Here is a 26,741-nt window from a genome sequence, read left to right on the forward strand (position 1 = left end):
CGAGATGGACTGCCCCTAGCGGCCGATCGGGCACCCAGGCGGACGGTTACGGATCTAGCCGTTCGTGCGCTCGAAAGGTCCGCAGAGATCGCGGACGAGCGCGGGATCGGTGTAGATCTGCGCAGTGCGTGCCGTGCGGCACGAGGGAGCGAGGTTGCGGGTTTGTTTCCGGCTATTCGAGCAGGTAGTGGGCTCGTATACTGCGAAGATGCGAATCTATCGGAATGCTTTTGCCGGCGCCGTGGTGATCGCCGCCGCGGTCGTCGCGCTAGCGCCGTCGGCTTCGGGTACGCCGCCGTCCGGCGTGAGCGTCGAACCGCTGAGCCAGGTCGATGTCAGTGCGTTCAGTCCGTTCGCCTCGTTGCCGAGCAAGCTCACCTTCCGGCGGATCACCATCGAGCCCGGGGGGACGCTCGGGTGGCATTATCACGACGGGAATGTTCTCGCTGTGGTCACCGCGGGGCAGGTGACCCGATATGAGTCGGACTGCGTGGGGACGACGTACTCCGCCGGTCAGGGCTTGTCCGAGACTGTCGGACCGGATCACGTCCATGTCGGCCGTAATCTCGGCAGCGAGCCGACGGTGCTGTACGTCGCGTATGTCAACCGTGCGAATGAACCGCTGTTCGTGGACGCCCCTGCCCCGGACTGCCCGTAGCCGCTTTTCGCACGTAGCTCGATTCGATCAGGTGCCGAGGCAGCCTTCGGCGCCGCCTGCGGCGAAGGTGTCGGTGCTGCAATAGGTGGTACTCGGGTAATACGGGCCCATCGTGTCGGCCGGGTCGCCGCCGGAGTCCTGGGACGCCTGGATCGAATTCGGATAGAACTCCGCGCTCGGGGTCATGTTCCGCAGGAACAGGACCTTGTCCACGTCGGTGCTGCCCCAGGGAATCACCGTCACGCTCGGGTCGAGGTTCGCAGGCACGTCCGCGGGTGTGGCAACCACATAGGTGTAGTAGCCGGACGCGTCGATCGCGGTCTGGAAGTCGGCCGCGCAGGCGACAACGGGGTAGGGCGAGCGCAGGTCGTTCTGGCACATCGACCAGTACCGCACCTGCTGGTTCGGATCGGTAGGCGATTGTCCCACACGACTATTCGGAAATATCGGCGCCTTGCCGCGCACCACCAGCAGGCGTCCCGGCTGATAGCTGATCCGTGTTCCGATGTACTTGTTGTCGCCGTTCGGGAAGAGCCCGGAGGTGCTGGCCGGGTTGCTGAACGTCGCCTCCGGTGTGTTGCCGGGGAACGCGCCCGAGGCCGCTCCGGCGATCGCCCGGTCGAAGGCGGCCTCGGCGGCGTCGGCGACGGGACCGGTGTACGCGGCCGGGTCGAAGGGCTGCGCGCAGGGCTGGGCAGGCACGTCGGCGCCCGCGATCGAGAGCTTCACATCGGGCAGCGGGACGCCGCCACTGAGCGAGGCCGGTTCGGTCGGAACATAGACACGGACGATGACGAAGCCGATCGGCGTGCTCTGCCACTCGCGACAGCCTGGATCTCGTTGCGGCTGTGGTCGGCCGGCCCGTTGACCAGCGTGGCGTGCCAGCGCCGCTGCGCGGCGGGCAGCGATGCGGCGGTGGCGTCGACGAACGGATTGGCGCTGCCCGGATCGGCGACGATCTGGTCGTCGCGCAGGGTGTCCACGGTGTCGAGGTCGGTCCCGTAGGTGTTCAACGAGAAATACCGGGCGGCCGGATAGGTACCGGACAATTCGATCGAGTTACCCGGTCCCAGCGCGTAGGGCATCAGCCAATACGTCGAATTCGCATCGGGGAAAGCCACATTCAGCACGGTGCTGTTGGACATGAACCGCCACGCGCACAGCGCCGAGTCCGGCGGATCCGCGGAGGCAGGCGCGGCGAACCCCACCGCGGCCAGCAGCGTTGCCACCACACAACCGACGCGAACGATCAAAGCCCCAACCGAATGCATGACGATCCCCTCGCTGCGCTCGAACACCGGCGAACTATCGAGAATCCCGCCCGTCCACGTCACCGTGGTCGGCTCGCGATCAACGTAGTGCACCGCATGGCAGCGAACACCCACGGGCTACTCGTATCCCCACCTCACGCCATATACAGGCGGGGCCGTCGACGTCTGGTACTCGCCGTTTACGGGGCTCGCCGTGGTTCCGGCATCGCGCACGCCAGCCCGTCGGCCATCCCGGTCGGCTGCACACCGAGACCTTGATTGAGCCTGGCCCGCTGGTTCTCCCACGCGATGCTCGCCGCCAACTCGGCCAGCTGTGCCTTCGACAGATGGGTGAGCAGAGTTTCGCGCAATTCGTCGATATCGACCGCCGGTGTCACCGTCATCGCCTCCGCGAACGCGATCACCAGCTTCTCCAGCTCGGTGTAGGCATCACTGGTCCGATACCGAGGCAGATCGATGAGCTGCTGCTCGGTCAGCCCCGCCGTATGCGCCAGCGCCGACCCGATGTCGAGACAGAACTGACAGGCCACCAGCCCCGCCGTCTTGAGCTCGGCCAACTCCTTGAGCCGAGGATCCAGCTTGTTGCTGAACAGCAATGCCGTCTCATACCCCATGGTCGCCGCCGCGATCTGCGGCCGCCGCCCGAGCCACCCCACCAGATCCCCCCGATGACGCCGAGCCTGCCCCAGCACCTTGATGTAACCCCGAACCCGCGTGACCACCCGCATCGATAACACCCCTTCGTGCCGACGATTCCCTGCCCATGAACCTACGCCGGGACTCCACCGAACCCCAGGGTGATCCGCCTCGCTTCCAGGCGGGGGAGAGGGGCTCAACGCCCACCGAAAGACGCCGCGACCCAGCGCCATGGGTCATGCTGAGTGCCCCCACAGGGACTCGAACCCTGACTGTTCGGGGGTTTTCGGTGTTCACATTCGATCCCACCAGATCACGGCGGTCGGTCTACCTGCGGCGATGGCAAGGCGTGCTGCACGTTCAGTCCCGGATGATCACGGGCACCTGCGGGCCCACGGTGCAGACCCTCGACGCGAGACGATGCACAGCTATTTCGGGTTGACAAGTCCGCTGTACCTTATCGGCCGACGCAACAGAATTCGCTGCGGGACCGCCAGATATGGGTTCTGCGGCCAGATCGGCGCACGAGGAATGCGCCGGTGCGGCCAACGCTCGACAGATTGTTGCGGTTCCAACCCTGCCGTGGATAGGCTGGGCCCCGTTGTCTTGATGAGGGGGTCGCGTGTCAAGTGAGAACGATACGCCTACAACAGTTTTCGCGATGGTTCCAGTAGAAGTGACCGACGCGGGTAACTACGTCCAGCAAGTCGCCGAGTCGATGATCAACGGACTCAGTTCGCTCGAACGCGAGGTATCTGGCGTCCTCAGCAACTGGACAGGATCGGCGGCAGACGCCTTCGGGGAAGGCTGGACTGAAACCAAGAAGGGTGCCGCCGACGTGTTGAACGCCCTCAACATCATGGGCGAACTCTTGGGTGACGCGAGCAAAGCCATTGTCAGCCAGGACATCTCCAATTCTAATGCCCTAAGCTCGCTCGATCTACCAGAACTGAACCTGTGATGGTCGACCACTCCCGCGACTTCGCCTTCGACATCGACGAGCTAGACCAGCTCATCAGCCGCGCCGATGGATTCATCGGATTCCTCACCGAGAGCCTCGATGGCATCAACCACCGAATCGCCACCATCCAACAAACCTGGCACGGAGCTGCTGCCACCGCTCAAGAGGACGCCTACCGAGAATGGGCAACTGGGGCTGCAGCGGTGGTTGACGGGCTCACCCAGATGTACAACGCCGCCGTCACTGCCCGCGACGCCTACAGCCAAGCATCAGACATCAACTTGAGAATGAGCGGCGGCTGAACTTTGTGGCCTCGATCTCCCCGCAGTCCTATGAGACCGCAGCCAAGGCCTGCTACGACCTATCGGAGAAATTCCAAACCGTCTACAACTCACTGCAAACCGTTATTTTAGACACCCCCGCGATGGCCGGGGGATATAGAGCAGTCCAGCCGTGGTCGAAGGCCTACGATATCCGCGCCGCCGCAGTGGCCACGGTCTCGACCAACTTCGCGCGCGCCCTGCGAAAATATGCCGACATACTGACCGCGTCCAACTACAACTGGATGCTCGGGGAATACATCGCCAACATCGACCCCAACAAAGGCGACCCCCCAACGTTGCCCACCGGCTTCCCCACGGAACTACCCTACGGCCCGGGCATAGCTGCTGGTGTCGCCTCATCGGGAACATACAGTAACGGACTGCAAACAGACTGGACCGAACTACAAGACAAAGTCACCACGCTTGTCTCTGGCGGCCAAGTCCCTGACGGCGACACCGAAAACCTCGAGCGCGCGGCAACCGCATGGAAGACCTTCGGCAATTCAGACCCGCTTGAATACGGTGTGGCACAACTACTCACGGTCGCCTCCGGGCTGGAGCGCGGCTTCGGATCTCAGGTCCCAAGAGACATTCCGAACCACGCAACCAACCTTCGCACGCTCGCTCACAGCCTCCGCGACATCCGTACCGCGGCTGGCGATATCGCAGCGGCGATCGAGGCCCACAAGGTTGCTCTGACGACGATGCGCGCGGACATCAACACCCAGTTCGCGATGGTCGTGGTCGTCACCGCCATCTCGATTGGGCGTTCGACGGTAACCGTCAAAGAGCCACCAACAAAAACAAAAACACCAAGCAAGCAACAATCATCCGACCCCAACGGAAACAAAGTCGAGATCGATATCGACTTCCTCAACGATGCCGCCGGGGCCATCGCCGGACCTGCCAACACCTTCCTCGCTACACTCGGCGGCCTCACCTTCACCACAGCAGAGCTGACCAACGGCCAGCTGCTGACCATCGTCGCACTGCCAATACTGATCACTGAAAGGCAGGGCGTAGCGCTCACAGACCAAGGACAATCTCCAATCAATGGAGCAGAGGAAGCCAAAAAGGTTCGCGAACGCCTGGCTGCAAGCGGAGAAACGATAAAGAAAACTCGTAATGTCGCCGTGGCGCGGGGCGAGATTAACGGACAGCAAATCAGCCTAGACGCGGTCAGTGGCGACGACTCTCCAACGGGCACGGTGCAAAAACCGGAGAACCCGGTCCTAAAGCCAGAGTCCGACGATAAGCTAACGGTCCGGCCTACGGACTCCGAGTTTAAAATTCTTGATAGCTTAGCGCAACAGCTTGAGCCTGGCGCAACGGGGACAATCGACTTATATACTGAGCGTGAACCTTGCGATGCTTGCCAGAGTGTGGTAGAAGAATTCATGAAGAAATACCCTGGAGTGCAGGTGAAGGTTACCTATGGTGGATGACGGTAGTGACCACGACATAGAGACGTTCAGTCATGAGTTGATTGAGTCCGGATTTGCAACGAGCGACACGATAATAGGGTGTGACTCGGCGGAGATCGCACAGGTTTATTCCATTGCCCCCGAAGGCTTCCCCATCCCTGATGAGTATCAGGCCTTTCTTGAAAAGATGGGAAAGAAGGCTGGCACCCTCTTTAGGGGAACTGACCTATTCTTTCCGCGAATGCTCGATGCGGTAGAGGCGGCCGAAGATGTCTCTGGCAAGGGGTTAACGTTGGATGGCCGCTTTTTCTTCGGTCATCATCAAGGTTATAAAGTGTATTTCTTCAAGCGTGGATCCGGTGCAGTCTATGGCTACCAGGAGGGTACTTCCGAGGAGGAAAAGCTTGCAGATGGGTTCATCGAATTCCTTCGGGATTCCTGGCGTATCCAGCAGAGGATTCGCGAATCTACGGAAGCTATGCGTAGGGAGAGGCTTGGACGTATGGAATAGAATGCTCGTCGAGTAGGGGGCCCGGCGAGGATCTTGGTGAACCCCGACAGTAGGCGGCCGAGGCCGACGTTGGCGAGGTTGCCGCGGTCCAGGACTCGGCCGTAGCGGTGGTTGGTTTTGCGGACCGGGTCGGCACCGTTGGCGCGAACATGGTCGTGGAGGCTGTCGCCGTAGGGCGGGGAGGTGATCACCAGATCCACCTGACCCCGCAACTCGTGCGGGACCAGCTCGCCCAGCTTGCGGGCATCACCGGAGTAGACGGCCGCATCGAGTCCGATACCCGCTTCCCGGGCGAGTCCGATGTTGGTGCGTGCCAGCTCCGCCCACCGGGTCTCGTATTCGACACCGACCGCGCGGCGGCCCAGGTGCAGCGACTCGACGAGGGTGGTGCCGATTCCGCCGCATCGGATCCAGGACGAGATCGCCGGGGCGGGTGTAGGTGTTCACGGCGTGGGCCACGATGGCCGGGAACATCTTGGCCGGATGCTTGACGCTGTCGGGGTGGTAGCGGCCCCGCCGTTGCGCGGTCGGGGCGTGCTGGGCGGTTGCCCACACCGACATCGGCACATCGACGGCGGCCTGTGCGGTGGTTGCGGTATCGGTGTCTGCAGGGGTGGTGGCGGGGTGCGCAGTCATCGAGTTGTCCTTCGCGGAATCGGTATGTCGGGCAGCAAGGTTGGCGCAGAGGTCAGCCGTGTTCAGGCAGCAGGAACACAGATGTCGGTATGAGCGACGAGGTGGCGTGGCAGGCCCGGCACGGTCGGGTCGGCGGGCGTGGGCGCGGTGACGGTGTCGCCGGTGACCGGGGCGGCGACGATGTGTTGGAGGTACAGCAGATCGGCGGACTGGGCGGCGAGGATGATCGAACCGGCCGGGTCGAGCAGAACGCCCTCGGTGCTGTGGCGGCAGCGGCTGAGCACCACCAGCACGCCGCCCATCGCCATCGCCTCGGTCGCGAGCGCGGTGATGTACTCGGCAGCGCGCACCGGATCGGCAAGGTTGCCCAGCAGACTCGCGATCACGAGATCGACGGACTCAGCACTGTCCGGGGGCATCGGTGCTGTCGCGGTCAAGGTCCCGAATCTGCGCGAGGGCTGCTGTCGTGTCCGGCGTGGGTACGCGCAGGTTGCCTCGGGCGGTGGGGCTGGCTAGTCGATCAACAGCACTGTCGAACCGGGCGCGGAGAACTCACCGACGGCGCGGGCAACGATCGCTTCGGGCCAGCGGTCGTTCGGATCGAGTTGATCGGGCCCCAAGGACCGAATCCACAGTCCTGAGCCGCGATCATTTTCGGTGAAACTGTTGCTATACAACCAGGTTGGAAAAGGCCGCTCTCGTCGATCTCGCCGTGGGCAGAGGCCATGGTGGCGTAGTCGGCAAGTCGGTTCGCCCAGGTCGGCCAGAACCCGACGGTCATCGGCAGCCCATTCGCTCAACACCGGCACCAGGTCTTCGTCGGCGCATAGCGGGATGTCTTGGTGCGTCCGGCCACCACAGCGGAGAGCCACAGCGTCCATCCGTCCGGGGGCGTCATCGGCCTGGCAGGTTCGTTCCGTGGCCATGATGTTTACCTGACCATCGCGAGTCGACACGAGTCGGTTTTGGCCCGAACTCACGTGAGAGGAGCTGGGTGGGCATGTTTCGGAACTGGGGGATCTACTCGCTGCGGCGGTCCCGCATGACGATGGCTGGGCTTGGCAGGCAACAGGAAGTTTCGGCGCGAATTCTTGGTGTTTTTTTGGGAATCGCCCATATTTTGCAAGTCCCCAGACCCACCAACCGGGCCTGACCTGGCATTTGAGTGCCCCCACAGGGACTCGAACCCTGACTGTGCGGATTTTAAGTCCGCTGCCTCTGCCAATTGGGCTATAGGGGCGTCCCGGATAGCGTAGCGAATCGTACGGGTGTACCGGAATCCTGTTGGTCGACAAGGTCGGCCCGGCGTGTCGGAACAGACCACGCCGGGACCGATCATGTCATCGAAGGGGCTGGTCAGTCGTCACTCGCGGCCTTTTTACCGAGGACCGAGTGGCGGCGGCCGTAGGCGAAGTAGACGGCGAAGCCGATGGCCATCCAGATCACGAAGCGCAGCCAGGTTTCCACCGAGAGGTTCACCATCAGCCACAGGCAGGCCGCGACGGCCAGGATGGGGATGAGGGGGACCAGGGGGACACGGAAGCCGCGGGGCAGGTCGGGGCGGGTGCGGCGCAGGACGATGACGCCCACCGAGACCAGGACGAAGGCGAACAGCGTGCCGATGTTCACCATTTCTTCCAGCGTGCCGAAGTCGACGAAACCGGCCAGCACGCAGCAGATCACGCCGACGATGGCGGTGAGCCGCACCGGCGTGCCGCGCTTGCCGGTGTGGGCAAGCCCGCGGGGCAGCAGACCGTCGCGCGACATCGCGAACAGCACGCGGGTCTGCCCGAGGAACAGCACCATCACCACGGTGGTGAGGCCGGCCAGGGCACCGATCGAGATGACGTTCTTGGCCCAGTCCACGCCGTGGATCTGGAATGCCGTTGCCAGCGTGGCGTTCTCACCGGACAGCTCGGTGTAGGGCACCATGCCGGTGAGCACCAGCGTCACCGCCACGTAGAGCACGGTGACGATCAGCAGCGAACCGAGAATGCCGCGCGGCACCGCCTTCTGCGGGTTCTTGGTCTCCTCGGCGGCGGTCGCCACCACGTCGAAACCGATGAACGCGAAGAACACGATGCTGGCCGCGGCGAGCAGGCCGTACCAGCCGAAGTTGGTATCACCCGCGCCGGTGATGAACTGGAACAGCGTCTGGTGCAGTCCGCTGGCGCTTTCCTCGGCGGGCTGCGACGGCGGGATGTACGGGCTCAGGTTGGACGCCTTGAAATAGGTGATACCGAGCACGAGCACCAGTGCGATGACGGCGAGTTTGATCGCCACCGCGACGGCCGACACCCGTGAGGACACCTTGGTGCCGACGGCGAGCAGCACGCCGAGCACAGCGAGCAGTAACACCGCGCCCCAGTCGAAGGTGATCGACCCCAATTGCACAGTGGCGGAATCGAATCCGAATACCGTGCCGAGATATTGCGACCAGCCTTTCGCGACCACCGACGCGGCGAGCGCGAATTCCAAGATCAGGTCCCAGCCGATGATCCACGCCACCAATTCACCGAAAGTGGCATAGGAATAGGTATAGGCGCTACCGGCCACCGGCACGGTCGACGCGAATTCCGCATAACAGACCGCGGTGAGCCCACACGCGATCGCCGCGAAAACGAATGCCAGCGACACCGACGGCCCGGCTACATTGCCCGCGGTACGCGCGGTCAGTGTGAAGATGCCCGCGCCGACGACGACGGCGACACCGAAGACCGTGAGATCCCAGGCCGTCAGATCTTTGCGGAGTTTGGAATCGGGATCGTCGGTGTCGAGAATCGACTGCTCGACGGATTTGGTGCGGAACAACCCGCTCCCTCGGCCGGGCGATCGGCCCACGTCTGGAGCGTCTTGCGGTGTCGGCACGGTATTTCTCCTTCTTCTCACGAACGTAATCGGGGATTACCCGTAACCAGGTCAGTGCACGCCCTGCATGCGGCGCTTGATCCAGGGCGCGCACGCCACGACGACGAGACCGGCCACGATGGCCGCGGCACCGCTGAACCCGAAGTAGGCGGTTTCGCTCTCGGGGCTGTAGAAGCGGGCCAGCGTGCCCGCCATCGACGTGCCGATACCGACGGAGAAGAAGTACAGGGCCATCATCTGCGAGCGGAACGCGGCGGGCGCGAGATGCGTGGTGACCGCCAGACCGATCGGCGAGAGCAGCAATTCCGAGACCGCGAAGCCGCCCAGGATCGCGAAGACCGCGAGCACCGGCACGGTCTTACCGTCGAACCCGCTGAGCAGCGCGAACAACCAGAACGCGATGCCCATCCCGATGACGCCGAGCGCGAACTTGATCGGCGTGCTCGGCGCGCGATTGCCGAGCTTGGTCCACATCAGCGCGAACAGCGGCGAGAGCACGATGATCCACACCGGCTCGACCGAACCGATCCAGCTGGCCGGCGCCTCCCAGCCGAAGATCCGCCAGTCGACGCGCTCGTCGGAATACACCGCGAGCATGGTGAACATCTGCTGGAACAGCGACCAGAACACCGCGTTGGCGATGAACAGCGGGATGAACGCGACCACCCTTGTTCGTTCGACCTGGGTCACCTTGGCGCTGCGCAGCATCACCGTGAAGTAGACGACCGAGGCGACCACGATGACGCCGGTGGTGACGTCGGAGAGATTCTCGAGGGTGATCAGCTTCGTCAGCACGGCGACCAGCACCACGACCGCGGCGACGGCGACGGCGATCAGCACCGGGGTCAGTTCGCGGCGGGTGATGGGATTGGGCACTTCGCGCCCGTGGGTGCCGAGATTGCGGCGGAAGATCACGTACTGGGCCAGGCCGAGCGCCATGCCGATGGCCGCCGCGCCGAAGGCGACGTGGAAACCCCACTCGCGCTGCAACAGGCCGGTCAGCAGCGGGCCGCAGAACGCGCCGATATTGATGCCCAGATAGAACAGCGTGAACCCGCCGTCGACTCGCGCGTCCGTCGGCGCGTAGAGCGTGCCGAGCAACGACGACGCGTTCGCCTTCAACCCGCCACTACCCAGCGCGACCAGCACCAGACCCACGCCGACACCGGTGAGCCCGGGCAGCACCGCCAGCGCGAGATGCCCGGCCACGACCACGACACCGCCGTAGAAGACCGTTCGCTCCATCCCCAGCACCCGGTCGGCAATCCAGCCGCCGAGCACGGTGGACAGGTATACCAAGCCGCCGTACGCGCCGACGATGCCGAGCGCGGTGCTCTGCGCGATCCCGAGGCCGCCCTCGGTGGTGGAGTAGTAGAGGTAGTAGCCCAGGATGGTGAGCATGCCGTAGAAGGAGAAACGCTCCCACAGCTCGACGCCGAACAGGTTGGTCAAACCGATGGGGTGACCGAACAGGGTGCGTTCGGCCGCCGTGTCGGCGGGGCTCGGCGGGTCGCCGAGCCGTGCTTCTTCCGTGGACATAAGGGAACGATCCCACGTCGAAACGGCGGACAGCAATTTTCCCGCATCGTCGCGGGTTCGGCGTGCCGTGCCCGCCGGGCCGGTGCGAACACGTCCGGCGGCGGACCCCGACACCAATTAGGCTGTGGTGACCGGACTCCCGCGACGGACGAGGAAATCAGACGTGCTGACAGCCCAGGTGACCGTGCCCGTGCGGCCGGAGCGGGCGTTCGCGACCCTGGCCGACGGCTGGCTCTACGCGAGCTGGGTGGTCGGCGCCTCGCACATCGGTAAGGTCGACCCCGGCTGGCCCGCCATCGGCAGCCGCATCCACTACCGATTCGGGCTGTGGCCGGTGCTGATCAGCGATACGACGGTGGTGCGGGCGATCGACCCGCCGCACCGGCTGGAGCTGGAGGCGCGGCTGTGGTCGGTCGGCTCGGCATGGATCACGCTCACGCTCGTCGAACAATCCCCGGGGCACACCACGATCCGGATGGTCGAACGCGCCGCCCGCGGACCCGCGCAGTTGATCCCCGGCCTGGCGCAAGATCTGCTCTTCTCGGCACGCAACCAGGAATCCCTGGATCGGCTGGCCGCTTTGATCCGTGCGCGTTCGCAGAATGAATGACTCGCAGGAATTCCGACCGGTTCGTATTTCTTGATAGCGAGTATTTCGCATTGCAATGGTTTCGTGGAATTCTCTGTCTCCGCGTTCTGTCTGCGCTTGTGGATTAGTCTCTAGCCCACTGTCGAAATGCGTTGGGTAGATCAGGGGAACGCGTGTGCTTCATATCGAGCACTTCAACAATGGCTGGATGAATCCGGTACTGGCCTTCGGCCTGTCGTTCATCGGTTCGGTATTGGGGCTACGGTGCGCGGTGCACGCCAAAGCGTCGTCCGCACCGCTCGGGTGGCTCATCGCGGCGTCGGTCGCGCTGGGCGGCGCGGCCATCTGGGTCATGCACTTCACGGCCATGCTCGGGTTCGGCATCGACGGTGCGGTCATCCGCTACGACGTGCCGTTGACGCTGCTCAGCGCGGTCATCGCGATCGTGGTGGTGCTGATCGGGCTCACCGTCGTCACGGGGGGCGGCAACGAGTGGGTGACGCTGCCGATGGGTGGCGCCATCACCGGGCTCGGGGTGGCTGCCATGCACTATCTGGGGATGTGGGCGATGCGCACCCAGGCTGTCATCGAATACGAGCCGGCGCTGATGGCGTTGTCGCTCGTGATCGCGGTGGTAGCGGCCACGGCGGCGCTGTGGTTCATGCTGCACGTGCGTGGCCTGCTGATGACGGCGGGCGCCGCGCTGGTCATGGGAATCGCGGTGTGCGGCATGCACTACACGGCGATGGCGGCGATGCGCGTGCACCATGGTGAACCGATGACCGTGGTGGACGGTGTCACGCCGGTGCAATTGCTGCTGCCGTTGATCGCGACGGTGTCGCTGGTGGTCACCGGATTGGTGATCGTGGTCGGGCTGGCCGAAGTCGGCGACAGCCGGTCGGAATTCACACCGGTGCGACCGAGCGCGGGTGGTATGTACAGCACGGATCCGGCCACGCTCTCCGACAGCGGAAAGCACTGGCCGCGTCAGCCGGATTGACCGCCGTGGCCGAGTGTTCGGCCACGGCGGCATCCATCAGCTCGGCTGAGGTAGGTCGCAGTCATCGACCTTCGGATTGGCGCCCACATAGTTCAAGGGGCCCGCGATGATCGTCACCGCGATGGTGCCGAGGGTCGCGCAGTTCTGATCGCGTTCGGTGTAGTAGCCGCGTTGGCCCGCGGCCAGGATTCCGATCAGTAACCACACCAGCACAACGATCGAAATGATGCGTGAACTACTGCCTGCCATGACTGGTCCTCTGGTTCGACGGATTCTGCGCATGGTCAGTAGTAGTGCCGACGGCCGCCGATAACACGCCCGGTGCTACCGACCAATGCCAGGACGAGGCCGACCACGAGGAGGATGACTCCCACCGTGGTGAGGAGGGGGATGCCGAATACGAGTCCAGCTATGAGAAGAATTGCGCCGAGAATAATCATCAGATCTCACCTTGTTCGGTGTCGGGACTGTGGAATGCCGGCGGGCACCCACAATAGCCGCATGCCCGGTTTTCCCGATTCGAAACAGGCTGTGCCCCAAGCGACCGGGGCACCGGCCGCCGTGACCGATCAGTCGGCCACGGCGGCGCGGGGACGGGTCAGCGTCCGAAGATCGGCAGCGCGGCCGAGCCCGTCGAAGGCGGGGGCGGGGCGCTGGAGCCGAGGTCGGCGTCGAACGAGCCGGTGCCGCTACCGACGTCGACCGAGCCCATCGAGCTGCCGGTGGGTGGGCCGATCACGACCGAACCGGAGGGGAGCAGATCCCAGTCGGCGCTGCCGACCGCGTTGGCGGTGCCGGCGGTGCCGAGCAGGGTTCCCGCGGCGAGCACGGCCAGCAGGCCTGCCCTGGCGGCGGTGTTTTGACGGATGGACATGGGTGATACCTCCGAGAGCTTCGCTGTGATAGCTCCCAGACGGTAACTGAAATACGCTGATTTCACACCAGATCGGCGTGGTCCGCTACGCCTGTGGCCGCTGGCCCACTTCCATCTGAACGCGGTAGCGGTCGGCGCGGTACCAGCTCTGGGTGTGCTCGATCGGCACCTCCGCGCTGAACGACACCCGGTCGAAATGCAGTACGGGAGCGCCCTTCTTGACACCGAGCAGCGCCGCGACACCGGCTTCGGCGGCCTGGGCGTCGACCGTCTGCACGGCGCGTTCGATCGGCCTGCCGTAGCGGTCTGCCGTGGTCCGGTAGATCGAGCCGGTGAGATCGTGCGAGATCAGGCCGGGCACCAGTTCGGGGTTGAACCAGGCATCGTCGACACTGACCGGATCGTCGTCGGCCAGGCGCAATCGGCGCACGTGATAGGCGAGCACGCCCTGCGGCAGACGCAGCGCGCGGGCGGTGGCCTCGGGCGCTACCGCCTCCTCGGCGACGAGCACCAGGGTGGTCGGATGGTGGCCGAGCGCGCGCATTTCCTCGGTGAACGAGGCCAGGTGCAGCCGCGACTGCACGGGCCGGTGCGCGACGAAAGTCCCCTTGCCGCGAACCCGGACCAGATATCCCTCGTTCACCAGCTGACCGACCGCCTCGCGCACGGTGATCCGGCTGACGCCGTAGTCCTGCATCAGATTGCGCTCGCTGGTCAGCAGATCGCCCGGCTGCAGCTCGCGCGTGCACTTCTGCAGCAGGATCGCGCGCAGCTGTTCGTGTTTGGGCACTGCGCTGTCGCGCAGCGGTGCGGGCATCGCCAGTGGCTCCTTTTTCCTGGTAGGCCGACCGGTCCCTACTGGTCCTATCCGGTGAAAACGAGAATACGCGACGGGCGCCGAGGTGCCCAGAGATCTACACCCGGATCAGCGGATTCCCGGTGTGCGCGGGTCGGTGCCGACGCATCCCAGGATGACGCATCCCGGTGGCGAATCCGCGAACGGGGCCTTCGGAGTTTCGCCGAGGCAGTCGAGGAAGTTGCATCCGGGGTAGGCGTACGGGCCGACGCCGAGCGTGCCGAAGAAGGCATCGGGCCGGGCGATCATCGGATCGGTCACGCTCACATCGGGACGTTCCCGATACTCGCCGGGATCGGGGATCTGCTGGTCGCGGAACGCGGAGACGAGCGTGCGCATCACGTCGTGGGTGTAGGTGGTCGAACTGCCCACCGTCGCGACACCGGTCCAATTCAGCACCAGGCCGAGGCTGGGCACGATGAAGCTGTCGTTGCGCAGCATGCCCGACATCTTCACGGCGTCGTCGGGCAGTCCGGGGAACTCGAGCCGGCACGGTGCGCCGTTGATCACGAACAGGAAGCCGTAGCAGGGCATGCTCGGCGACGGTGACACGGCCGCGCGCATGTAGTCCTCGGAGATCACCTGCCGGTCGTTCCAGCGGCCCCGATTGCCCACGAGCAGGCCGAGTTTCGCGAAGTCGTCCGGCGGCAGGATCAAATGCGCGTGGCCGTAGGTGTTTCCGGCACGGTCACGGGCCCAGTAGTAGTCGCTGCGGGCGATGCCCAACGGGTCGAACAGCTTTCGCTGCGCGAAGATCTGGAAATCCTCGCCGACCGCCTGCTGCACCACGTAGACCAGCAGGTCCACCGCGCGCTGGCTGTAGCGGAACATCGTGCCCTGCGGGCGTTCGATCGGCATCGCGAGTGCCTGGGCGACGACATTGGGATCGAGTTGCGCCAGCCCTGTCGCGCCCTCCGCCGCCACGGCGACTTCCATGCCGGAGGACTCGGTGAGCAGATTGCGCACGGTGATCTCCCGGTGCGCGGCGTCGCCGAGACCCGGTGGCAGATAGCGCCCGATCGGCTCGTCGATCCGCAGCAGCCCCTCGTCGACGGCGGCCCCGGCGACGAGTGCCACGACACTCTTGGTCCCGCTCCACAGATTCCACGCCACCCCACCGGATTCGGCGTTGCGCGGGCCCGTCGCGATCAGGCAGTTGTTGCGGTACAGCTGGATGTTGAAGCGGGTCACGTCGGTGGCCCGCGCCATGGCGGCGGCCAGCACGGCGGGGTCGAGCGCGGCTTCGGCCGGTGTCGCGGACTGTGGGGTGCGGCCGGTGGTGACCTCACACTGCTTCGCGGTGACCGGGTCGGCCGTCGCCGGACTCGGGAGCCATGCCCCCGAAATCAGGGTCATCACGGTAATCGTCGCTGCCACAACGTATTTCAGATAGCCCTGCACGCAACCCTCCAGATGGTGTGTCCGGAGGGGAATCGTGAACGATCACGTTCTTGTTACGGGGGAACTCAGCTGCCGTACGGCGTGCACGCCGCGATCGCTTCGTCCTTGGACGTGTTGAAAATATCGATCACGCCGTTGAGTTCGTCGGTGGGCGCCCGGCGTTCGAGGGTGTCGGCGAGGGTATTGGTCTTCTCGATGTAGGCGCGCAGCGGTGCGGACAGATCGGTGATCACATCGGCGGTGATCTTGCGGTCGAGGTCCTTGGCGCTGTTGCGCAGGGTGGTGACCGCGTCCGTGGCCTTGGCGTCGGCATCGGGTGCCTGATCGTTGGATGCCGCGATGTAGGCGTTGAACGAGGTCACCGAGGTCTTGTTGGCCGAGCGCAGGCCGTCGCACGCCGTGTCGTTGGCCGCCTCGATCTTCGCCGCTTTCGACGATGCCGCCGCCGCCGAGGACGCCGCCACCTCGGAGGTGTACGAGGCGAGCTCGCTCTGGTTCACCTCGGCGGTGCCCGGCACCTGCTGGGAGCAGGCGCCGAGGAAGATCACTCCGGTCGCGGTGGCCGCGAACGCGGTTCCGAGCCCCAGCCGTTCCAGTACTCGCATTTCTCTCTCCTGCCTCGAGATTGCAGGCACCGGTTGGGCCGGAGCCGAACATATCGACCGTACTGGCAACTTCCGGGTGACGTCAGGTCGCGGTGACGATTTCGATGACGAACCGAGACGCGGCGCCGGGGTGCCGGGCCCGGCGCCGCACCCGGTCAGTTCTGTCCGAGCATGCCGCGCATGGTGGCGATCTCAGCCTCTTGATCGGCCACGATCGCCGTCGCGAGCTGGCGTGTTTGCGGATTCACGCCGGCGTTCAGCTCGGTCTGGGCCATCCCGACCGCGCCCTCGTGGTGCTCGATCATCATCTCCAGCCACTGCCGGTCGAAATCGGCGCCGTTCGCGGCCTGCAGACTGCTCATCTGCGCGTCGGTCATCATGCCGGGCATGTCGTGCCCGCCGTGCCCTTCGGTCGCGCTCGGCGCGGGCTTGCCGAAACCGGCGAGCAGATCGGTGATCTGCTGCATCTCCGGCGCCTGTGCCTTCTCCACCTGGGCGGCCAGTGCGATGAGCTGCTGGTTCTGGGTGTGGCTCGGCACCATCTTCGCCATCTCGACGGCCTGCGCGTGATGCGGGTACATCATCTGCAAGAAGGTGACGTCGGCATCGTTGAAGTCGGTACTCGCGGCCGCGCTGGTCGCGGTGGTGGTGGTGGAGTGCTCGGTGGTGTGCGTGGTGGTGCTGTCGTCGCTACAACCCGCCGCGAACAAGACGGTGGCGGCAGCGGCGACGAGGACGTGGGTACGGCTGATGGACATGGTGATCCTCCTGGGGATTCGGGTGGGATGTCGAAACTGGCAGGGCACGCGGGTGCCGTGCCTGTCAGATCCGCAGAATCGCCAGTTGGGACAGGGTGAGGACGGTCCATGGTGGTGGGCGTTCGCGTCGGCCGCGCCATGCCGTCGACGGTTGCCGAGCGGCTTCGGAGGTGTCGCCGAGGCGGTAGAGCAGGACCAGGGTCAGTGCGATGGCGAGTGCGGCCAGGACGAAAACGCAGGCGTGGACGGCGGCGTGCTCATCACAGCCCGCCGCGCCGCAGCCTGTGTGCGGGTCGGCGGGGGCGGCGATGAGCACCGTCGAGTCCGTCGACGGTGCTCCGGCGAGAACCGCGATGTCCTGCGCGGAGTGGTCGATCGCGAGGACCCCGGCGTGCTCGCCGGTCGGAGCCGCCGCCGGACGCGGATCCGAGTGGTCGGTGGCGACCGGAGCCTGCGGGCCGTGCGCACTGTCGCTCGCGTGCGCGGTGCCGAAGACCGCTGAGTGCATGGCGACGATCCCGGCGAGCAGCATCAGCACGGCGAGCGCCCTGGCAATGCCGGGTGCGCGCGCGGGCTGCTGGTCCATCACGGCGACCAGTCTAGCGATCGCCGGCGTGATACCCGGTAGGGGTAGGGATTACGGGGTGGCGATGTCGACGACCAGGCGAGGGGGATCGGCGAGAGCGGTGACGGAGAACGGTGGCTGGTCGGCGTCGAGGCCGATGAACGACTGGGTGACGCCCTCGTAGACCAGCTTCTTGTAGACACCGGTGATGGTCGGCGCGCCCGGATCGGTCACCGGATCGGGCCCGGCGAACGGGGGGACGGTCGAGTCGAACGGATACGCCGAGCCGAGAATGCGCACCTCGAGAATCGCGCGTCCTGCCACGTCGACGGTCTTGCCGCTGCCGTCCTGCACCGCGCTGTCGGTGTAGGCCACCTGCCAGCCGGGGGACCCCATGCCGCCGAGCTCGTAGACCACGCGGTCGAAGCCGGGCTGCCTGCCGATCCGGATATCGGTGACGGTCAGTGCCGCGCCCGGGGAGGCCGCGCCGGACTTCGGGCTCGCGTCGGTCGGCACTTCGCCGGTGGCGTCGGCGAACGTGCTGGTGGTGCTCGTTGTTGTCGGCGGCGCGGCGGCCGGTGCGTCGTCGGTGCCGCAGCCGGATACCGACACCGCGGCCGCGGCGATCAGCACGAACACGAGGGCGTTGCGCATGAGGCTGATGCTACGCAGGGACAGCGGCGTGGTGGGCGAAGTAACACGGGGCGTGTTCGGGCTACCGAAAGTTTGCTGATTACTTCGAAATGGGAGCTGTTGCTGTTGATGCGCGCAGGTCGGGGCCTGGATTTTCGGTGAACGCGTACCAGTTCCGCGGTTAGCGCGACCTGCGGTGATCGGTTCCGGCGCGGGCCGGGTGGTGGCCTTCGGCGAAGCATTGGGAAACAACGAAATTCGTGAGGCCGGCGAATCCGGAGCGATCTGCCAGGCCGTCGCGAATCGATGGAACCTGTTAGTGCTCAGTGAAATACATCCCACGACGACCCGTCCGGAGCCACCTCGCCGGTCGATACCGGGGCCGGATGTGACGGTGGGGCAACGATCTAGCACACTTGCCGGGTGGACAGTGTTGAGGACGTATTCGACCGACTACGCCGGTATCCGGATGTGGAGGCGCCGAACCTCTATGCCGTCGACGCCGCCGACCGACTGATCCTCGACACAGCCGCCGATGCCCTCGCGGCCGCGGGTAGCGGTGAGGTTGCGGTGATCGGCGACGCCTACGGCGCGCTCACCCTCGGGATCGCCGCGCAGCACGGACTCGCCGGTATTCGCGTGCACCAGGACCTGATCACCGGCGAATCGGCGCTGGCGGCCAATGCCAAGACCCTCGGTCTCACCGATCGCTACACCGCCCACGCCCTCGACGCCGACCTGCTGTCCGGGGCGCGCGTGGTCGTGATGCGGTTGCCGCGGATGCTGTCCGGTGTCGCCGAGATCGCCGAGGCCATCGCCCGCTACGCCGCCGACGATGTGGTGGTGTTCGCGGGCGGTCGCGACAAGTACCTCACTCCGGCCATGAACGAGATACTCGCCGAATTCTTCGCGCAGGTCCGCGCTGGCCGGGGTCGGCAGAAGTCGCGCGTGCTGGTGGTCGGCGAACCGCTGCCGGTGGGCGAACCCCGGTTCCCGGTGCGCGAGCACGTCATCGAGATCGACGGCGATGTCGTCGCGTTCGGTGCGGCCTTCTCGGGCTCGCGCCTCGACATCGGCACCCGCTTCCTGCTCGAGCACATGGACCGGATGAAGCCCGACGCGCGCGATGCCGTCGATCTCGGCTGTGGCACCGGCATTCTCGCGGTCGCGCTGGCCAAGTCGCGCCCGCACATCCGGGTGGTCGGCACCGACCAGTCCGCCGCCGCCGTCGCCTCGGCGAGGGCCACCGCCGAGGCCAACGGCGTCGGCGATCGGGTGACGGTGGTGCGCGACGACGCCATGTCCTCGGCCGCCGACAACAGCGCCGACCTGGTGCTGTGCAATCCGCCCTTCCATGTCGGCGCGGCCGTGCACACCGGTTCGGCCATCAAGATGTTCGTGGAGACCGGCCGCGTGCTGCGGCCCGGCGGAGAACTGTGGACGGTATACAACTCGCACCTGAACTATCGCGGCGTGGTGGAGCGGATGGTCGGGCGCACCGATGTGATCGGCCGGAACCAGAAGTTCACGGTCACGCGGTCCGTTCGTGGTCTGCGCGACGTACAACGATAGGGCGACCCGAAAGCGGTAGAGTCCGATTTGTCCGAACGGGCGGGCGGTGTGGTCCTGGACCGGATCGCTGGGAACTTTGTCCGATCGTGGCGCGTTGAACAGGGCAGTTGGAGCTTGTACAGCGACTCGTAACTCCAAGAAAGGCGCACGGTGCGTACCTCATCGAATCCGGTGTTCAAGAACCTTCCCCGCCAGGAGGGTGTCGGCGGTTACGCGAACTTCGGTTCGGGCGTAGCCGGCGCGGGCCAGCTGGGCAACCAGCAGTACGGCGAATACGGGCAGCAGTACGGCCAGCAATTCCAGCAGGCCCCTGCCACCCGCGCGATGACCATCGACGACGTGGTCACCAAGACCGGCATCACCCTCGCGGTGCTGACCGTCTCGGCGATCATCTCCTTCGCGCTGTCCAGCGCGAACCCGTCGCTGGCGCCACTGTTCGTCATCGGCGGCGCCATCGTCGGCCTGGTGCTCGTCCTGATCGCGACCTTCGGCCGCAAGATGGACAACCCGGCCATCGTGCTGTCCTACGCGGCCTTCGAGGGCCTGTTCCTCGGCGCGCTGTCGCTGATGTTCACCGACACCGAATTCGGCGGTGTGGGCGGTAGCGCCCTCATCGGCCAGGCGGTGCTCGGCACGTTCGGCGTGTTCTTCGGCATGCTCGTCGTCTACAAGACCGGCGCCATCCGCGTGACCCCCCGCTTCACCCGCATGCTGATCGGTGCGATGGTCGGCGTGCTGGTGCTGATGGTCGGCAACCTGATCGCGAGCTTCTTCACCGACGGCGGCTTCGGCCTGCGCGACGGTGGCGCCCTGGCGATCGTGTTCAGCCTGGTCTGCATCGCCATCGCCGCGTTCAGCTTCCTGCTCGACTTCGACGCCGCCGACCAGCTGATCCGCGCCCAGGCCCCCGAGAAGGCCGCCTGGGGTGTCGCCCTCGGCCTCACCATCACCCTGGTCTGGCTCTACGTCGAGATCCTGCGCCTGCTGAGCTACTTCCAGCGCGACTGATCGACGACACAAAAGGCGGCCCACCTCATCGAGGTGGGCCGCTTTTTTGGTCTGCTATCTCAGCTGAGACGCTCGATGACCAGCGCCATGCCCTGGCCGCCGCCGACGCACATGGTCTCCACGCCGAACTGCTTGTCGTAGGTCTGCAGGTTGTTCAGCAGGGTGGTGGTGATGCGGGCACCGGTCATGCCGAACGGGTGGCCCAGCGCGATCGCGCCGCCGGAGACATTGAGCTTGTCCTCGTCGATCTTCAGCTCACGTGCCGAACCGAGCACCTGCACGGCGAAGGCCTCGTTGATCTCGAACAGGTCGATGTCGGAGACCGACTTGCCCGCGATCGCCAGCGCGCGCTTGACGGCCTCGACCGGGCCGAGGCCCATGATCTCGGGCGACAGGCCGGAGACACCGGTGGAGACGATGCGGGCCAGCGGGGTCAGGCCCAGCTCCTTGGCCTTGGTGTCGCTCATGATCACCAGCGCCGCGGCGCCGTCGTTGAGCGCGCAGCAGTTACCGGCGGTGACGGTGCCGTCGGGACGGAACACCGGCTTGAGCTGGCTGACCGCCTCGTAGGTGACGCCGGCGCGCGGGCCGTCGTCCTTGCTCACGATCGAGCCGTCGGGCAGGGTCACCGGGGTGATCTCCCGCTCGAAGAAACCGGCCTTGATGGCCTCTTCGGCGCGGTTCTGCGAGCGCACGCCCCAGTGGTCCTGGTCCTCGCGCGAGATGCCGGTCAGCGACGCGACGTTCTCGGCGGTCTGGCCCATCGCGATGTAGGCGTCGGGGAGCAGGCCGTCTTCACGCGGGTCGTGCCATGCGCCCTTGCCGCCCTGGGCGGTCTCGGCGGTGCGGGCCTCGGCCTCGGCGAACTCGGGGTTCTTGGTGTCGGGGGAGCTGTCGGCGGAGCCACGGGCGTAGCGCGAGACGGTCTCCACGCCGGCGGAGATGAACACGTCACCCTCGCCTGCCTTGATGGCGTGGAAGGCCATCCGGGTGGTCTGCACCGACGACGCACAGTAGCGCTGCACGGTGGTGCCGGGGACCACGTCGAGGCCGAGCTGGATGGCGAGGATGCGGCCCATGCCGAAGCCGCCCTCACCGGCGGGAGAGCCGGTGCCGAGGATGATGTCGTCGATCTGCGTCGGGTCGAGCGAAGGCACCTTGGCCAGCGCGGCGCGAATCATCTGCGTGGTCAGGTCGTCCGGGCGCATTCCCGCCAGTGACCCCTTGACGGCACGGCCGATGGGGGAACGGGCGGTGCTGACGATGACGGCCTCGGGCATGAGGACTCCTTTTCGCGTTGTTCGACGTGAACGGCTGTTTACATGCCGGTCATTCTCGAATCTACGTCTCCAGCTGCGCGACGGGAAGAGCAGGGCGGTCGCGCACCTGCGCGATCAGCACGGGAAGCAGCTGCGCGGCGGCCAATTCGTAGCCTGCCGCGGACGGGTGGAATCCGTCGGTGGCGAAGAGGATTTCGGGCGCGGCGCGGAACTCCGAGGCGACCAGCGGCGAGCCCATCGGCACCGCGATGCCGCCCGCGATAGTGGTCGCGACCGTCTGCGCCTTGGCCAGCCGCACACTCCAGTTCGCGACGATCGTGCGCAGCGGTTGCTGGATCGCGGTGACAGTGCCCAGGTTCGGGCAGGTGCCGACCACCACCAGCGCGTCGGCCTCGCGCAGCCGCGACACCGCGGCGGCCAGCCTGCGCGCCGAAGCCCGGATGGAGTGCTTCTTGGTGATGTCGTTGGCGCCGACCAGGATCACCGCCGCGTCCGGCGGCGGCCCCGCGACGAACATCGCGTCGACCTGTCCGGCCAAGCCCTTCGAGGTGGCGCCGGAGATGGCCTTGGTGCTCAACCGGATGCGCAGGCCGGTGGCCTCTGCCAACCCGCGGGCCAACCGGACCCCCGGCACATCGGCGGCGCCGAGGCAGCCGAGCCCGGCCGCGGTGGAGTCGCCGAAGATCATCAGGTGCAGGTCGACCGGCGTCGTCTTACGCCACGGTTCCGGCAGGCTCGCGCCCGGCGCGTACACGCCATCGGCCTCTGGCGGCTTGGAGGTATCGCGGCCGATCACCGCGCGCGCCGCACCCGCCTGCGTCATCAGCAATCGATACGTCGCCCAGGAGACAGTTCCGGCGCTCGATCCGGCGAGCACCGTCGTCGCTCCGGTCACGGCCGCCGTCCGCCAGCTGATTCGAGGTGCGCTCACATTCGAAAATTCTACGACGGAGATCGCGATGAACGGAGATGTCGGCCACTTGCGGCCTGGTGGGCGCCCCTCCGCTCGGCGTCGGGCGCAAGTGCTCGGCTACCCTCGGCACCATGCGCATCGCGGATCATGTCGTCGATCTCATCGGCAACACCCCCCTTGTTCGGCTGAACTCGGTGGTCGGCCCCAACGCGGGCCTGGTGGCCGCGAAGGTCGAATACCTGAACCCGGGCGGCAGCTCCAAGGACCGGATCGCGGTCAAGATGATCGACGCCGCCGAGCAGGACGGACTGCTGAAGCCGGGCGGCACGATCGTGGAGCCGACCTCGGGGAATACCGGTGTCGGCCTGGCGCTGGTCGCCCAGCAGCGCGGGTACAAGTGCGTGTTCGTGTGCCCGGACAAGGTCAGCGAGGACAAGCGCAACGTGTTGCGTGCCTACGGCGCCGAGGTCGTGGTCTGCCCGACCGCCGTGCCGCCGGAGCACCCCGACAGCTATTACAACGTTTCCGATCGCCTGGTCAGGGAGATCGAGGGCGCCTGGAAGCCCAACCAGTACTCGAACCCGGGCGGCCCCGACAGCCACTACGAGACCACCGGTCCCGAGATCTGGGCCGACACCGAAGGCAAGGTCACCCACTTCGTCGCGGGCGTCGGCACCGGCGGCACCATCTCGGGTACCGGCCGCTACCTCAAGGAAGTCTCCGGCGGCAAGGTCAAGATCATCGGCGCCGATCCGGAGGGCTCGGTGTACTCCGGCGGCACCGGCCGCCCCTACCTGGTCGAAGGTGTCGGCGAGGACTTCTGGCCCACTGCCTACGACGCGTCGATCCCCGACGAGATCATCGCCGTCTCCGACGCGGACTCCTTCGAGATGACCCGGCGCCTGGCTCGTGAGGAAGGTCTGCTGGTCGGTGGTTCCTGCGGCATGGCCGTGGTCGCCGCGATCGAGGTCGCCCGCCGTGATCCCGACGCCGTGGTGGTCGTGCTGCTGCCCGACGGTGGCCGCGGCTACCTGTCGAAGATCTTCAACGACAAGTGGATGAGCTCCTACGGCTTCCTCCAGACTCCGCTGGAAGCCGGCCCGGAACCGCTGGTCGGCGACGTGTTGCGCGGCAAGTCCGGCGCCCTGCCCGACCTGGTGCACACCCACCCGTCGGAAACCCTGCGCGACGCCATCGAGATCCTGCGCGAATACGGCGTCTCCCAGATGCCCGTCGTCGGCGCCGAGCCGCCGGTCATGGCCGGTGAGGTCGCGGGCAGCGTCACCGAACGCGACCTGCTCTCGGCGGTTTTCGAAGGCCGCGCCAATCTCACCGACTCCGTTGCCCAGCACATGAGCCCGTCGTTCCCGCTGATCGGCTCGGGCGAGCCTCTCTCGACCGCCACCAAGGCACTGTCGGATTCCGACGCGCTGATGGTCGTCGAAGACGGTAAGCCCGTCGGCGTCATCACCCGCCACGATCTACTCGGTTTCCTGAGCACCGGCAGCATCTGAGGTCCGGCGCACGGTGGGTGCGGTGCGGATATCGGGGGCGAGTCCCTTCTTCGCCGCGGCGGTCCGGATCGCGTCCACCACCAGCAGCAGCGCTGCCCGGCCCGCCGAGTTGGTGCGGTAGGCCAGCGACACCGTGCGGGTGAGGGCGTCGCCGAGCGCGACGATATCCACCCCGGGTGGGCGCAACGCCAGACCCAGATCCGACACCAGCGTCACACCGAGTCCGGCCGCGACCATCGCCATCGAGGTCGCCTGCTCCTCCAGCTCGTGGTCGATGCGCGGCCGCAGCCCGGCGGACTGGAACGCCAGCCGCGCCGCGTGCCCGAAGTGCGATCGGGCGGGCGCGATGATCCACGGATGCTCGGACAACTCGGCCAGGGTCACGCCTGCGGCGGGCACCGCGCCGGCCGGGACGGCGGCGTGGATCCGTTCGACGCCGATGATCGCCCGCTCCAGGCCACGGTCCCAGGTCATCGGATAGTTCGAGTAGTCGAGCACGAACGACAGGTCCAGCGTGCCGTCACGGACCGCGGCCGCCGTCGACTCCGGCGCGAGTTCGGTGGTGCGCACCAGAATGCCCGGGTGTGAGGCGGCGAGGGTGGTGAGCGCGTCGGGGAGCAGGCCGGAGGCCACCGACGCCCACACTCCGGCGGTGATCTTCGCCGTCACCGATCCGCCCGCTTCCTCGAGCGCCTGAGTCGCGCGCTCGACCGCGGCCAGGATCTCTTCGGCGTGCTCGGCCAGCACGATCCCGAGGTCGGTGAGCTGCACTCGGCGCCCTCGTCGTTCGAACAGCCGGGTGCCCGCGTCGCGTTCGAGCTGCGCGAGCTGTTGGGAGACCGCCGACGCGGTGTAGTGCAGAGCGGCCGCGGCGGCCGTGATGGTGCCGCGGCGGTGTAGTTCGCGCAACATTCGCAAGCGGGCCAGAGACAGGTCCATAGCACCGAGCGTATGCACTGTGCAGGAACCGTGAAGGGTGCCGTGAACGAACCGTAAATAGACGCGCGGCCAGGGGCCGCGCAGGCTTGGTGCTACCGGGGACGACGAGGTCCGCCACGGGCGATCACGACGAATGAGGAGGTGGGCACCATGACGATGCTGGACCCGGGCACAGGTACGCCGCAGGTGACGCACGGCGTTGCGGGCACATCGGCGGACCCGGCCATCACTCCCGCGAACCGTCGTTGCGAGCCGTACCTGCGTCTGCACTGGACGGATTCGCTCACCGACGCGGTCGGCTACCTTGTCGTCCACACCCTGCGCGGCGGCCTGGCCACCGGCGGCACCCGGATGCGCGCCGGTTGCACGCTGCGTGAGGTCGAGGATCTGGCGCGCGGCATGGCGAACAAGACCGCCACCTTCGACCTCCCGATCGGCGGCGCCAAGGGCGGGATCGACTTCGATCCGAAGGATCCGCGTGCGGTGGACGTGCTGGAGCGGTTCTGTGAGGCGATGCGCCCGTGGCTCGACACGCACTGGGTGACCGCCGAGGACCTGGGGGTTCCGCAGCACCTGATCGACACGGTCTTCGACAAGCTCGACCTCGACCAGAGCTTCCACGCCGCGATCCGGCGCTCCGCCGACCCGGCGGCGACGCTGGCGCGGGTCCGCAGCGGGCTCAACGCCGCGGTCGACGGCGGCTTCCTGCTCGGTGACGTCATCGGTGGTTTCGGTGTCGCGCACGCCTGTCTGGCCGCGGCGGTGCAGTGGGGGCAGGCGCCTGCCGACACGACGGCCGCGATCCAAGGCGTGGGCACCATGGGCGGGGCGGCGGCGTACTACCTGCACGAGGCCGGGATGAAGATCACCGCGGTGGCCGATGCCGCGGGCACCCTGTACTGCGCCGAGGGCCTCGACATTCCGGCGCTGCTGGAACTGCGCGACGGCTACGGCGAGATCGACCGGTCCCGCCTGCCCGCGGGCATCGAGGAGATGCCGCGCGGCGCCGTGATGTCCGCCGACGTCGATATCCTTGTGCCCGCGGCGATCTCGTATGCGATCACGCCGGACAACTCCTACGACATCCGGGCCCGCGTCGTCGTCGAAGCCGCGAACGCTGCCACCACCCCGGAAGCCGAAGCCATGCTCGCCGCCCGCGGCGTCCCGGTACTGCCCGATTTCGTCGCCAACGCCGGTGCGGTGGCCTGGGCGTGGTGGTTGCTGCTCGGCGAAGTGGACGACGTCCCGGACACCTCCTTCGACCGGCTCCGCACCACCATGCACGACAAGGTCGCACAGCTGCTGATCGCATGGACCGACGAGAACATCACCCCCCGCGAGATCGGCCACCGCTGGGCCGACGACCCGTCACCGCTCACCGGACCGGTCGTCATCCCCTGACAGCGC

General features: G+C 66.4%; 27 protein-coding genes, 1 tRNA gene and 2 pseudogenes. 11 read left to right on the forward strand and 19 right to left on the reverse strand.

The features are described 5' to 3' along the window. Positions 1-208: 208 nt before the first annotated feature. Positions 209-658, forward strand: coding sequence for a cupin domain-containing protein (locus tag ACFULV_RS24925; protein WP_378660646.1), 450 nt, complete (start codon positions 209-211; stop codon positions 656-658). Positions 659-685: 27 nt separating this feature from the next. Here ACFULV_RS24925 and ACFULV_RS24930 read toward each other — a convergent pair. Both ACFULV_RS24930 and ACFULV_RS24935 read right to left on the reverse strand, forming a co-directional pair. Continuing rightward, positions 686-1,929: pseudogene (locus ACFULV_RS24930) on the reverse strand (hypothetical protein). 179 nt (positions 1,930-2,108) lie between these two features. After that, positions 2,109-2,657, reverse strand: a complete 549-nt coding sequence (locus ACFULV_RS24935) for a carboxymuconolactone decarboxylase family protein (RefSeq protein ID WP_378660650.1) — start codon at positions 2,655-2,657, stop codon at positions 2,109-2,111. Positions 2,658-3,226: 569 nt separating this feature from the next. Between ACFULV_RS24935 and ACFULV_RS24940 the strand changes: the two genes are divergently transcribed. The 4 genes from ACFULV_RS24940 to ACFULV_RS24955 are packed head-to-tail and all read left to right on the forward strand — an operon-like array spanning position 3,227 to position 5,784. After that, positions 3,227-3,526: a WXG100 family type VII secretion target gene (locus ACFULV_RS24940; protein WP_378660652.1), complete on the forward strand. Its 300-nt coding sequence runs from the start codon at positions 3,227-3,229 to the stop codon at positions 3,524-3,526. After that, the gene (locus tag ACFULV_RS24945; RefSeq protein WP_378660654.1) at positions 3,526-3,828 is read left to right on the forward strand and encodes a WXG100 family type VII secretion target; all 303 of its coding nucleotides are present in this window, start codon (positions 3,526-3,528) and stop codon (positions 3,826-3,828) included. The genes ACFULV_RS24940 and ACFULV_RS24945 overlap by 1 nt, the downstream gene beginning before the upstream one ends. A 5-nt stretch (positions 3,829-3,833) precedes the next feature. Beyond that, on the forward strand, positions 3,834-5,294 hold the full coding sequence (locus ACFULV_RS24950) for a deaminase domain-containing protein (RefSeq protein WP_378660655.1): 1,461 nt from the start codon (positions 3,834-3,836) through the stop codon (positions 5,292-5,294). Next, positions 5,287-5,784: an SMI1/KNR4 family protein gene (locus ACFULV_RS24955; protein WP_378660657.1), complete on the forward strand. Its 498-nt coding sequence runs from the start codon at positions 5,287-5,289 to the stop codon at positions 5,782-5,784. The genes ACFULV_RS24950 and ACFULV_RS24955 overlap by 8 nt, the downstream gene beginning before the upstream one ends. A gap of 203 nt (positions 5,785-5,987) precedes the next feature. On the opposite strand, the pseudogene ACFULV_RS24960 reads toward ACFULV_RS24955, so the two are convergent. The 5 genes and pseudogenes from ACFULV_RS24960 to ACFULV_RS24980 form a co-directional block, all read right to left on the reverse strand. Further along, positions 5,988-6,206: pseudogene (locus ACFULV_RS24960) on the reverse strand (hypothetical protein); the annotation flags it as partial. Positions 6,207-6,482: 276 nt separating this feature from the next. Then, positions 6,483-6,857, reverse strand: coding sequence for a hypothetical protein (locus ACFULV_RS24965; protein ID WP_378660659.1), 375 nt, complete (start codon positions 6,855-6,857; stop codon positions 6,483-6,485). A 729-nt stretch (positions 6,858-7,586) separates the two neighbouring features. Beyond that, positions 7,587-7,660 (reverse strand) — tRNA-Leu (locus ACFULV_RS24970). Positions 7,661-7,776: 116 nt separating this feature from the next. Beyond that, complete coding sequence (locus ACFULV_RS24975) at positions 7,777-9,288, reverse strand: APC family permease (protein WP_378636168.1); 1,512 nt, start codon at positions 9,286-9,288, stop codon at positions 7,777-7,779. A gap of 51 nt (positions 9,289-9,339) precedes the next feature. Continuing rightward, positions 9,340-10,827: a peptide MFS transporter gene (locus tag ACFULV_RS24980; protein WP_378660661.1), complete on the reverse strand. Its 1,488-nt coding sequence runs from the start codon at positions 10,825-10,827 to the stop codon at positions 9,340-9,342. Positions 10,828-10,990: 163 nt separating this feature from the next. On the opposite strand from ACFULV_RS24980, the gene ACFULV_RS24985 reads away from it, so the two are divergent. Further along, positions 10,991-11,437, forward strand: a complete 447-nt coding sequence (locus ACFULV_RS24985) for an SRPBCC family protein (RefSeq protein ID WP_378660664.1) — start codon at positions 10,991-10,993, stop codon at positions 11,435-11,437. 187 nt (positions 11,438-11,624) lie between these two features. Beyond that, positions 11,625-12,416 (forward strand): MHYT domain-containing protein, encoded by a 792-nt coding sequence (locus ACFULV_RS24990; RefSeq protein ID WP_378660667.1) that lies wholly within the window; start codon positions 11,625-11,627, stop codon positions 12,414-12,416. A gap of 36 nt (positions 12,417-12,452) precedes the next feature. Here ACFULV_RS24990 and ACFULV_RS24995 read toward each other — a convergent pair whose 3' ends face one another. The 9 genes from ACFULV_RS24995 to ACFULV_RS25035 all read right to left on the reverse strand — a co-directional run bounded on the left by ACFULV_RS24995 (position 12,453) and on the right by ACFULV_RS25035 (position 18,129). Next, complete coding sequence (locus tag ACFULV_RS24995) at positions 12,453-12,665, reverse strand: hypothetical protein (RefSeq protein WP_378660670.1); 213 nt, start codon at positions 12,663-12,665, stop codon at positions 12,453-12,455. Between the two features lie 35 nt (positions 12,666-12,700). Further along, the gene (locus ACFULV_RS25000) at positions 12,701-12,856 is read right to left on the reverse strand and encodes a DUF6131 family protein (RefSeq protein ID WP_378636181.1); all 156 of its coding nucleotides are present in this window, start codon (positions 12,854-12,856) and stop codon (positions 12,701-12,703) included. 158 nt (positions 12,857-13,014) lie between these two features. After that, positions 13,015-13,290, reverse strand: coding sequence for a hypothetical protein (locus tag ACFULV_RS25005; protein ID WP_378660673.1), 276 nt, complete (start codon positions 13,288-13,290; stop codon positions 13,015-13,017). 85 nt (positions 13,291-13,375) lie between these two features. Then, positions 13,376-14,107 (reverse strand): GntR family transcriptional regulator, encoded by a 732-nt coding sequence (locus ACFULV_RS25010; protein WP_378660675.1) that lies wholly within the window; start codon positions 14,105-14,107, stop codon positions 13,376-13,378. A 108-nt stretch (positions 14,108-14,215) separates the two neighbouring features. Further along, positions 14,216-15,502, reverse strand: a complete 1,287-nt coding sequence (locus tag ACFULV_RS25015) for a serine hydrolase domain-containing protein (protein ID WP_378660678.1) — start codon at positions 15,500-15,502, stop codon at positions 14,216-14,218. A 110-nt stretch (positions 15,503-15,612) separates the two neighbouring features. Continuing rightward, positions 15,613-16,152 carry a hypothetical protein gene (locus ACFULV_RS25020; protein ID WP_378660681.1) on the reverse strand — a complete coding sequence of 180 codons (540 nt, stop codon included), beginning with the start codon at positions 16,150-16,152 and terminating at the stop codon, positions 15,613-15,615. A gap of 155 nt (positions 16,153-16,307) precedes the next feature. Then, positions 16,308-16,910 (reverse strand): DUF305 domain-containing protein, encoded by a 603-nt coding sequence (locus tag ACFULV_RS25025; RefSeq protein WP_378660683.1) that lies wholly within the window; start codon positions 16,908-16,910, stop codon positions 16,308-16,310. Between the two features lie 64 nt (positions 16,911-16,974). Beyond that, positions 16,975-17,499: a hypothetical protein gene (locus tag ACFULV_RS25030; RefSeq protein ID WP_378660686.1), complete on the reverse strand. Its 525-nt coding sequence runs from the start codon at positions 17,497-17,499 to the stop codon at positions 16,975-16,977. Positions 17,500-17,547: 48 nt separating this feature from the next. Then, positions 17,548-18,129 carry a hypothetical protein gene (locus ACFULV_RS25035; RefSeq protein ID WP_378660689.1) on the reverse strand — a complete coding sequence of 194 codons (582 nt, stop codon included), beginning with the start codon at positions 18,127-18,129 and terminating at the stop codon, positions 17,548-17,550. A 402-nt stretch (positions 18,130-18,531) separates the two neighbouring features. Between ACFULV_RS25035 and ACFULV_RS25040 the strand changes: the two genes are divergently transcribed. Beyond that, positions 18,532-19,680: a class I SAM-dependent methyltransferase gene (locus ACFULV_RS25040; protein ID WP_378636204.1), complete on the forward strand. Its 1,149-nt coding sequence runs from the start codon at positions 18,532-18,534 to the stop codon at positions 19,678-19,680. 150 nt (positions 19,681-19,830) lie between these two features. After that, positions 19,831-20,688, forward strand: a complete 858-nt coding sequence (locus ACFULV_RS25045) for a Bax inhibitor-1/YccA family protein (RefSeq protein ID WP_378636207.1) — start codon at positions 19,831-19,833, stop codon at positions 20,686-20,688. A gap of 59 nt (positions 20,689-20,747) precedes the next feature. Here the strand turns inward: ACFULV_RS25045 and ACFULV_RS25050 are convergent, their stop codons facing one another. Together ACFULV_RS25050 and ACFULV_RS25055 are read right to left on the reverse strand one after the other, a co-directional pair. Continuing rightward, the gene (locus tag ACFULV_RS25050) at positions 20,748-21,968 is read right to left on the reverse strand and encodes an acetyl-CoA C-acetyltransferase (RefSeq protein WP_378660691.1); all 1,221 of its coding nucleotides are present in this window, start codon (positions 21,966-21,968) and stop codon (positions 20,748-20,750) included. Positions 21,969-22,029: 61 nt separating this feature from the next. Then, the gene (locus ACFULV_RS25055) at positions 22,030-22,899 is read right to left on the reverse strand and encodes an SGNH/GDSL hydrolase family protein (protein WP_378636213.1); all 870 of its coding nucleotides are present in this window, start codon (positions 22,897-22,899) and stop codon (positions 22,030-22,032) included. Positions 22,900-23,012: 113 nt separating this feature from the next. Between ACFULV_RS25055 and ACFULV_RS25060 the strand changes: the two genes are divergently transcribed. Then, positions 23,013-24,395 carry a cystathionine beta-synthase gene (locus ACFULV_RS25060; RefSeq protein WP_378636216.1) on the forward strand — a complete coding sequence of 461 codons (1,383 nt, stop codon included), beginning with the start codon at positions 23,013-23,015 and terminating at the stop codon, positions 24,393-24,395. On the opposite strand, the gene ACFULV_RS25065 is transcribed toward ACFULV_RS25060, so the two are convergent. Next, complete coding sequence (locus ACFULV_RS25065; RefSeq protein ID WP_378636219.1) at positions 24,363-25,334, reverse strand: LysR substrate-binding domain-containing protein; 972 nt, start codon at positions 25,332-25,334, stop codon at positions 24,363-24,365. The two genes, ACFULV_RS25060 and ACFULV_RS25065, sit on opposite strands and share 33 nt — an antisense overlap. 150 nt (positions 25,335-25,484) lie before the next feature. Here ACFULV_RS25065 and ACFULV_RS25070 point away from each other — a divergent pair, with 150 nt between their 5' ends. Then, positions 25,485-26,735, forward strand: a complete 1,251-nt coding sequence (locus tag ACFULV_RS25070) for a Glu/Leu/Phe/Val dehydrogenase dimerization domain-containing protein (protein WP_378660693.1) — start codon at positions 25,485-25,487, stop codon at positions 26,733-26,735. Positions 26,736-26,741: the final 6 nt, after the last annotated feature.

Origin of the sequence: Nocardia sp. NPDC057272, assembly GCF_042668615.1 — a bacterium.
GTDB lineage: Bacteria > Actinomycetota > Actinomycetes > Mycobacteriales > Mycobacteriaceae > Nocardia.

Excerpts from the sequence above, each read along its gene's own strand:
- ACFULV_RS24925 (WP_378660646.1), top strand. The coding sequence starts at position 209 with ATGCGAATCTATCGGAATGCTTTTGCCGGCGCCGTGGTGATCGCCGCC.
- ACFULV_RS24935 (WP_378660650.1), bottom strand. The coding sequence starts at position 2,657 with ATGCGGGTGGTCACGCGGGTTCGGGGTTACATCAAGGTGCTGGGGCAG.
- ACFULV_RS24940 (WP_378660652.1), top strand. The coding sequence starts at position 3,227 with ATGGTTCCAGTAGAAGTGACCGACGCGGGTAACTACGTCCAGCAAGTC.
- ACFULV_RS24945 (WP_378660654.1), top strand. The coding sequence starts at position 3,526 with ATGGTCGACCACTCCCGCGACTTCGCCTTCGACATCGACGAGCTAGAC.
- ACFULV_RS24980 (WP_378660661.1), bottom strand. The coding sequence starts at position 10,827 with ATGTCCACGGAAGAAGCACGGCTCGGCGACCCGCCGAGCCCCGCCGAC.
- ACFULV_RS24990 (WP_378660667.1), top strand. The coding sequence starts at position 11,625 with ATGAATCCGGTACTGGCCTTCGGCCTGTCGTTCATCGGTTCGGTATTG.
- ACFULV_RS24995 (WP_378660670.1), bottom strand. The coding sequence starts at position 12,665 with ATGGCAGGCAGTAGTTCACGCATCATTTCGATCGTTGTGCTGGTGTGG.
- ACFULV_RS25000 (WP_378636181.1), bottom strand. The coding sequence starts at position 12,856 with ATGATTATTCTCGGCGCAATTCTTCTCATAGCTGGACTCGTATTCGGC.
- ACFULV_RS25005 (WP_378660673.1), bottom strand. The coding sequence starts at position 13,290 with ATGTCCATCCGTCAAAACACCGCCGCCAGGGCAGGCCTGCTGGCCGTG.
- ACFULV_RS25010 (WP_378660675.1), bottom strand. The coding sequence starts at position 14,107 with ATGCCCGCACCGCTGCGCGACAGCGCAGTGCCCAAACACGAACAGCTG.
- ACFULV_RS25015 (WP_378660678.1), bottom strand. The coding sequence starts at position 15,502 with ATGACCCTGATTTCGGGGGCATGGCTCCCGAGTCCGGCGACGGCCGAC.
- ACFULV_RS25020 (WP_378660681.1), bottom strand. The coding sequence starts at position 16,152 with ATGCGAGTACTGGAACGGCTGGGGCTCGGAACCGCGTTCGCGGCCACC.
- ACFULV_RS25025 (WP_378660683.1), bottom strand. The coding sequence starts at position 16,910 with ATGTCCATCAGCCGTACCCACGTCCTCGTCGCCGCTGCCGCCACCGTC.
- ACFULV_RS25035 (WP_378660689.1), bottom strand. The coding sequence starts at position 18,129 with ATGCGCAACGCCCTCGTGTTCGTGCTGATCGCCGCGGCCGCGGTGTCG.
- ACFULV_RS25050 (WP_378660691.1), bottom strand. The coding sequence starts at position 21,968 with ATGCCCGAGGCCGTCATCGTCAGCACCGCCCGTTCCCCCATCGGCCGT.
- ACFULV_RS25060 (WP_378636216.1), top strand. The coding sequence starts at position 23,013 with ATGCGCATCGCGGATCATGTCGTCGATCTCATCGGCAACACCCCCCTT.
- ACFULV_RS25065 (WP_378636219.1), bottom strand. The coding sequence starts at position 25,334 with ATGGACCTGTCTCTGGCCCGCTTGCGAATGTTGCGCGAACTACACCGC.
- ACFULV_RS25070 (WP_378660693.1), top strand. The coding sequence starts at position 25,485 with ATGACGATGCTGGACCCGGGCACAGGTACGCCGCAGGTGACGCACGGC.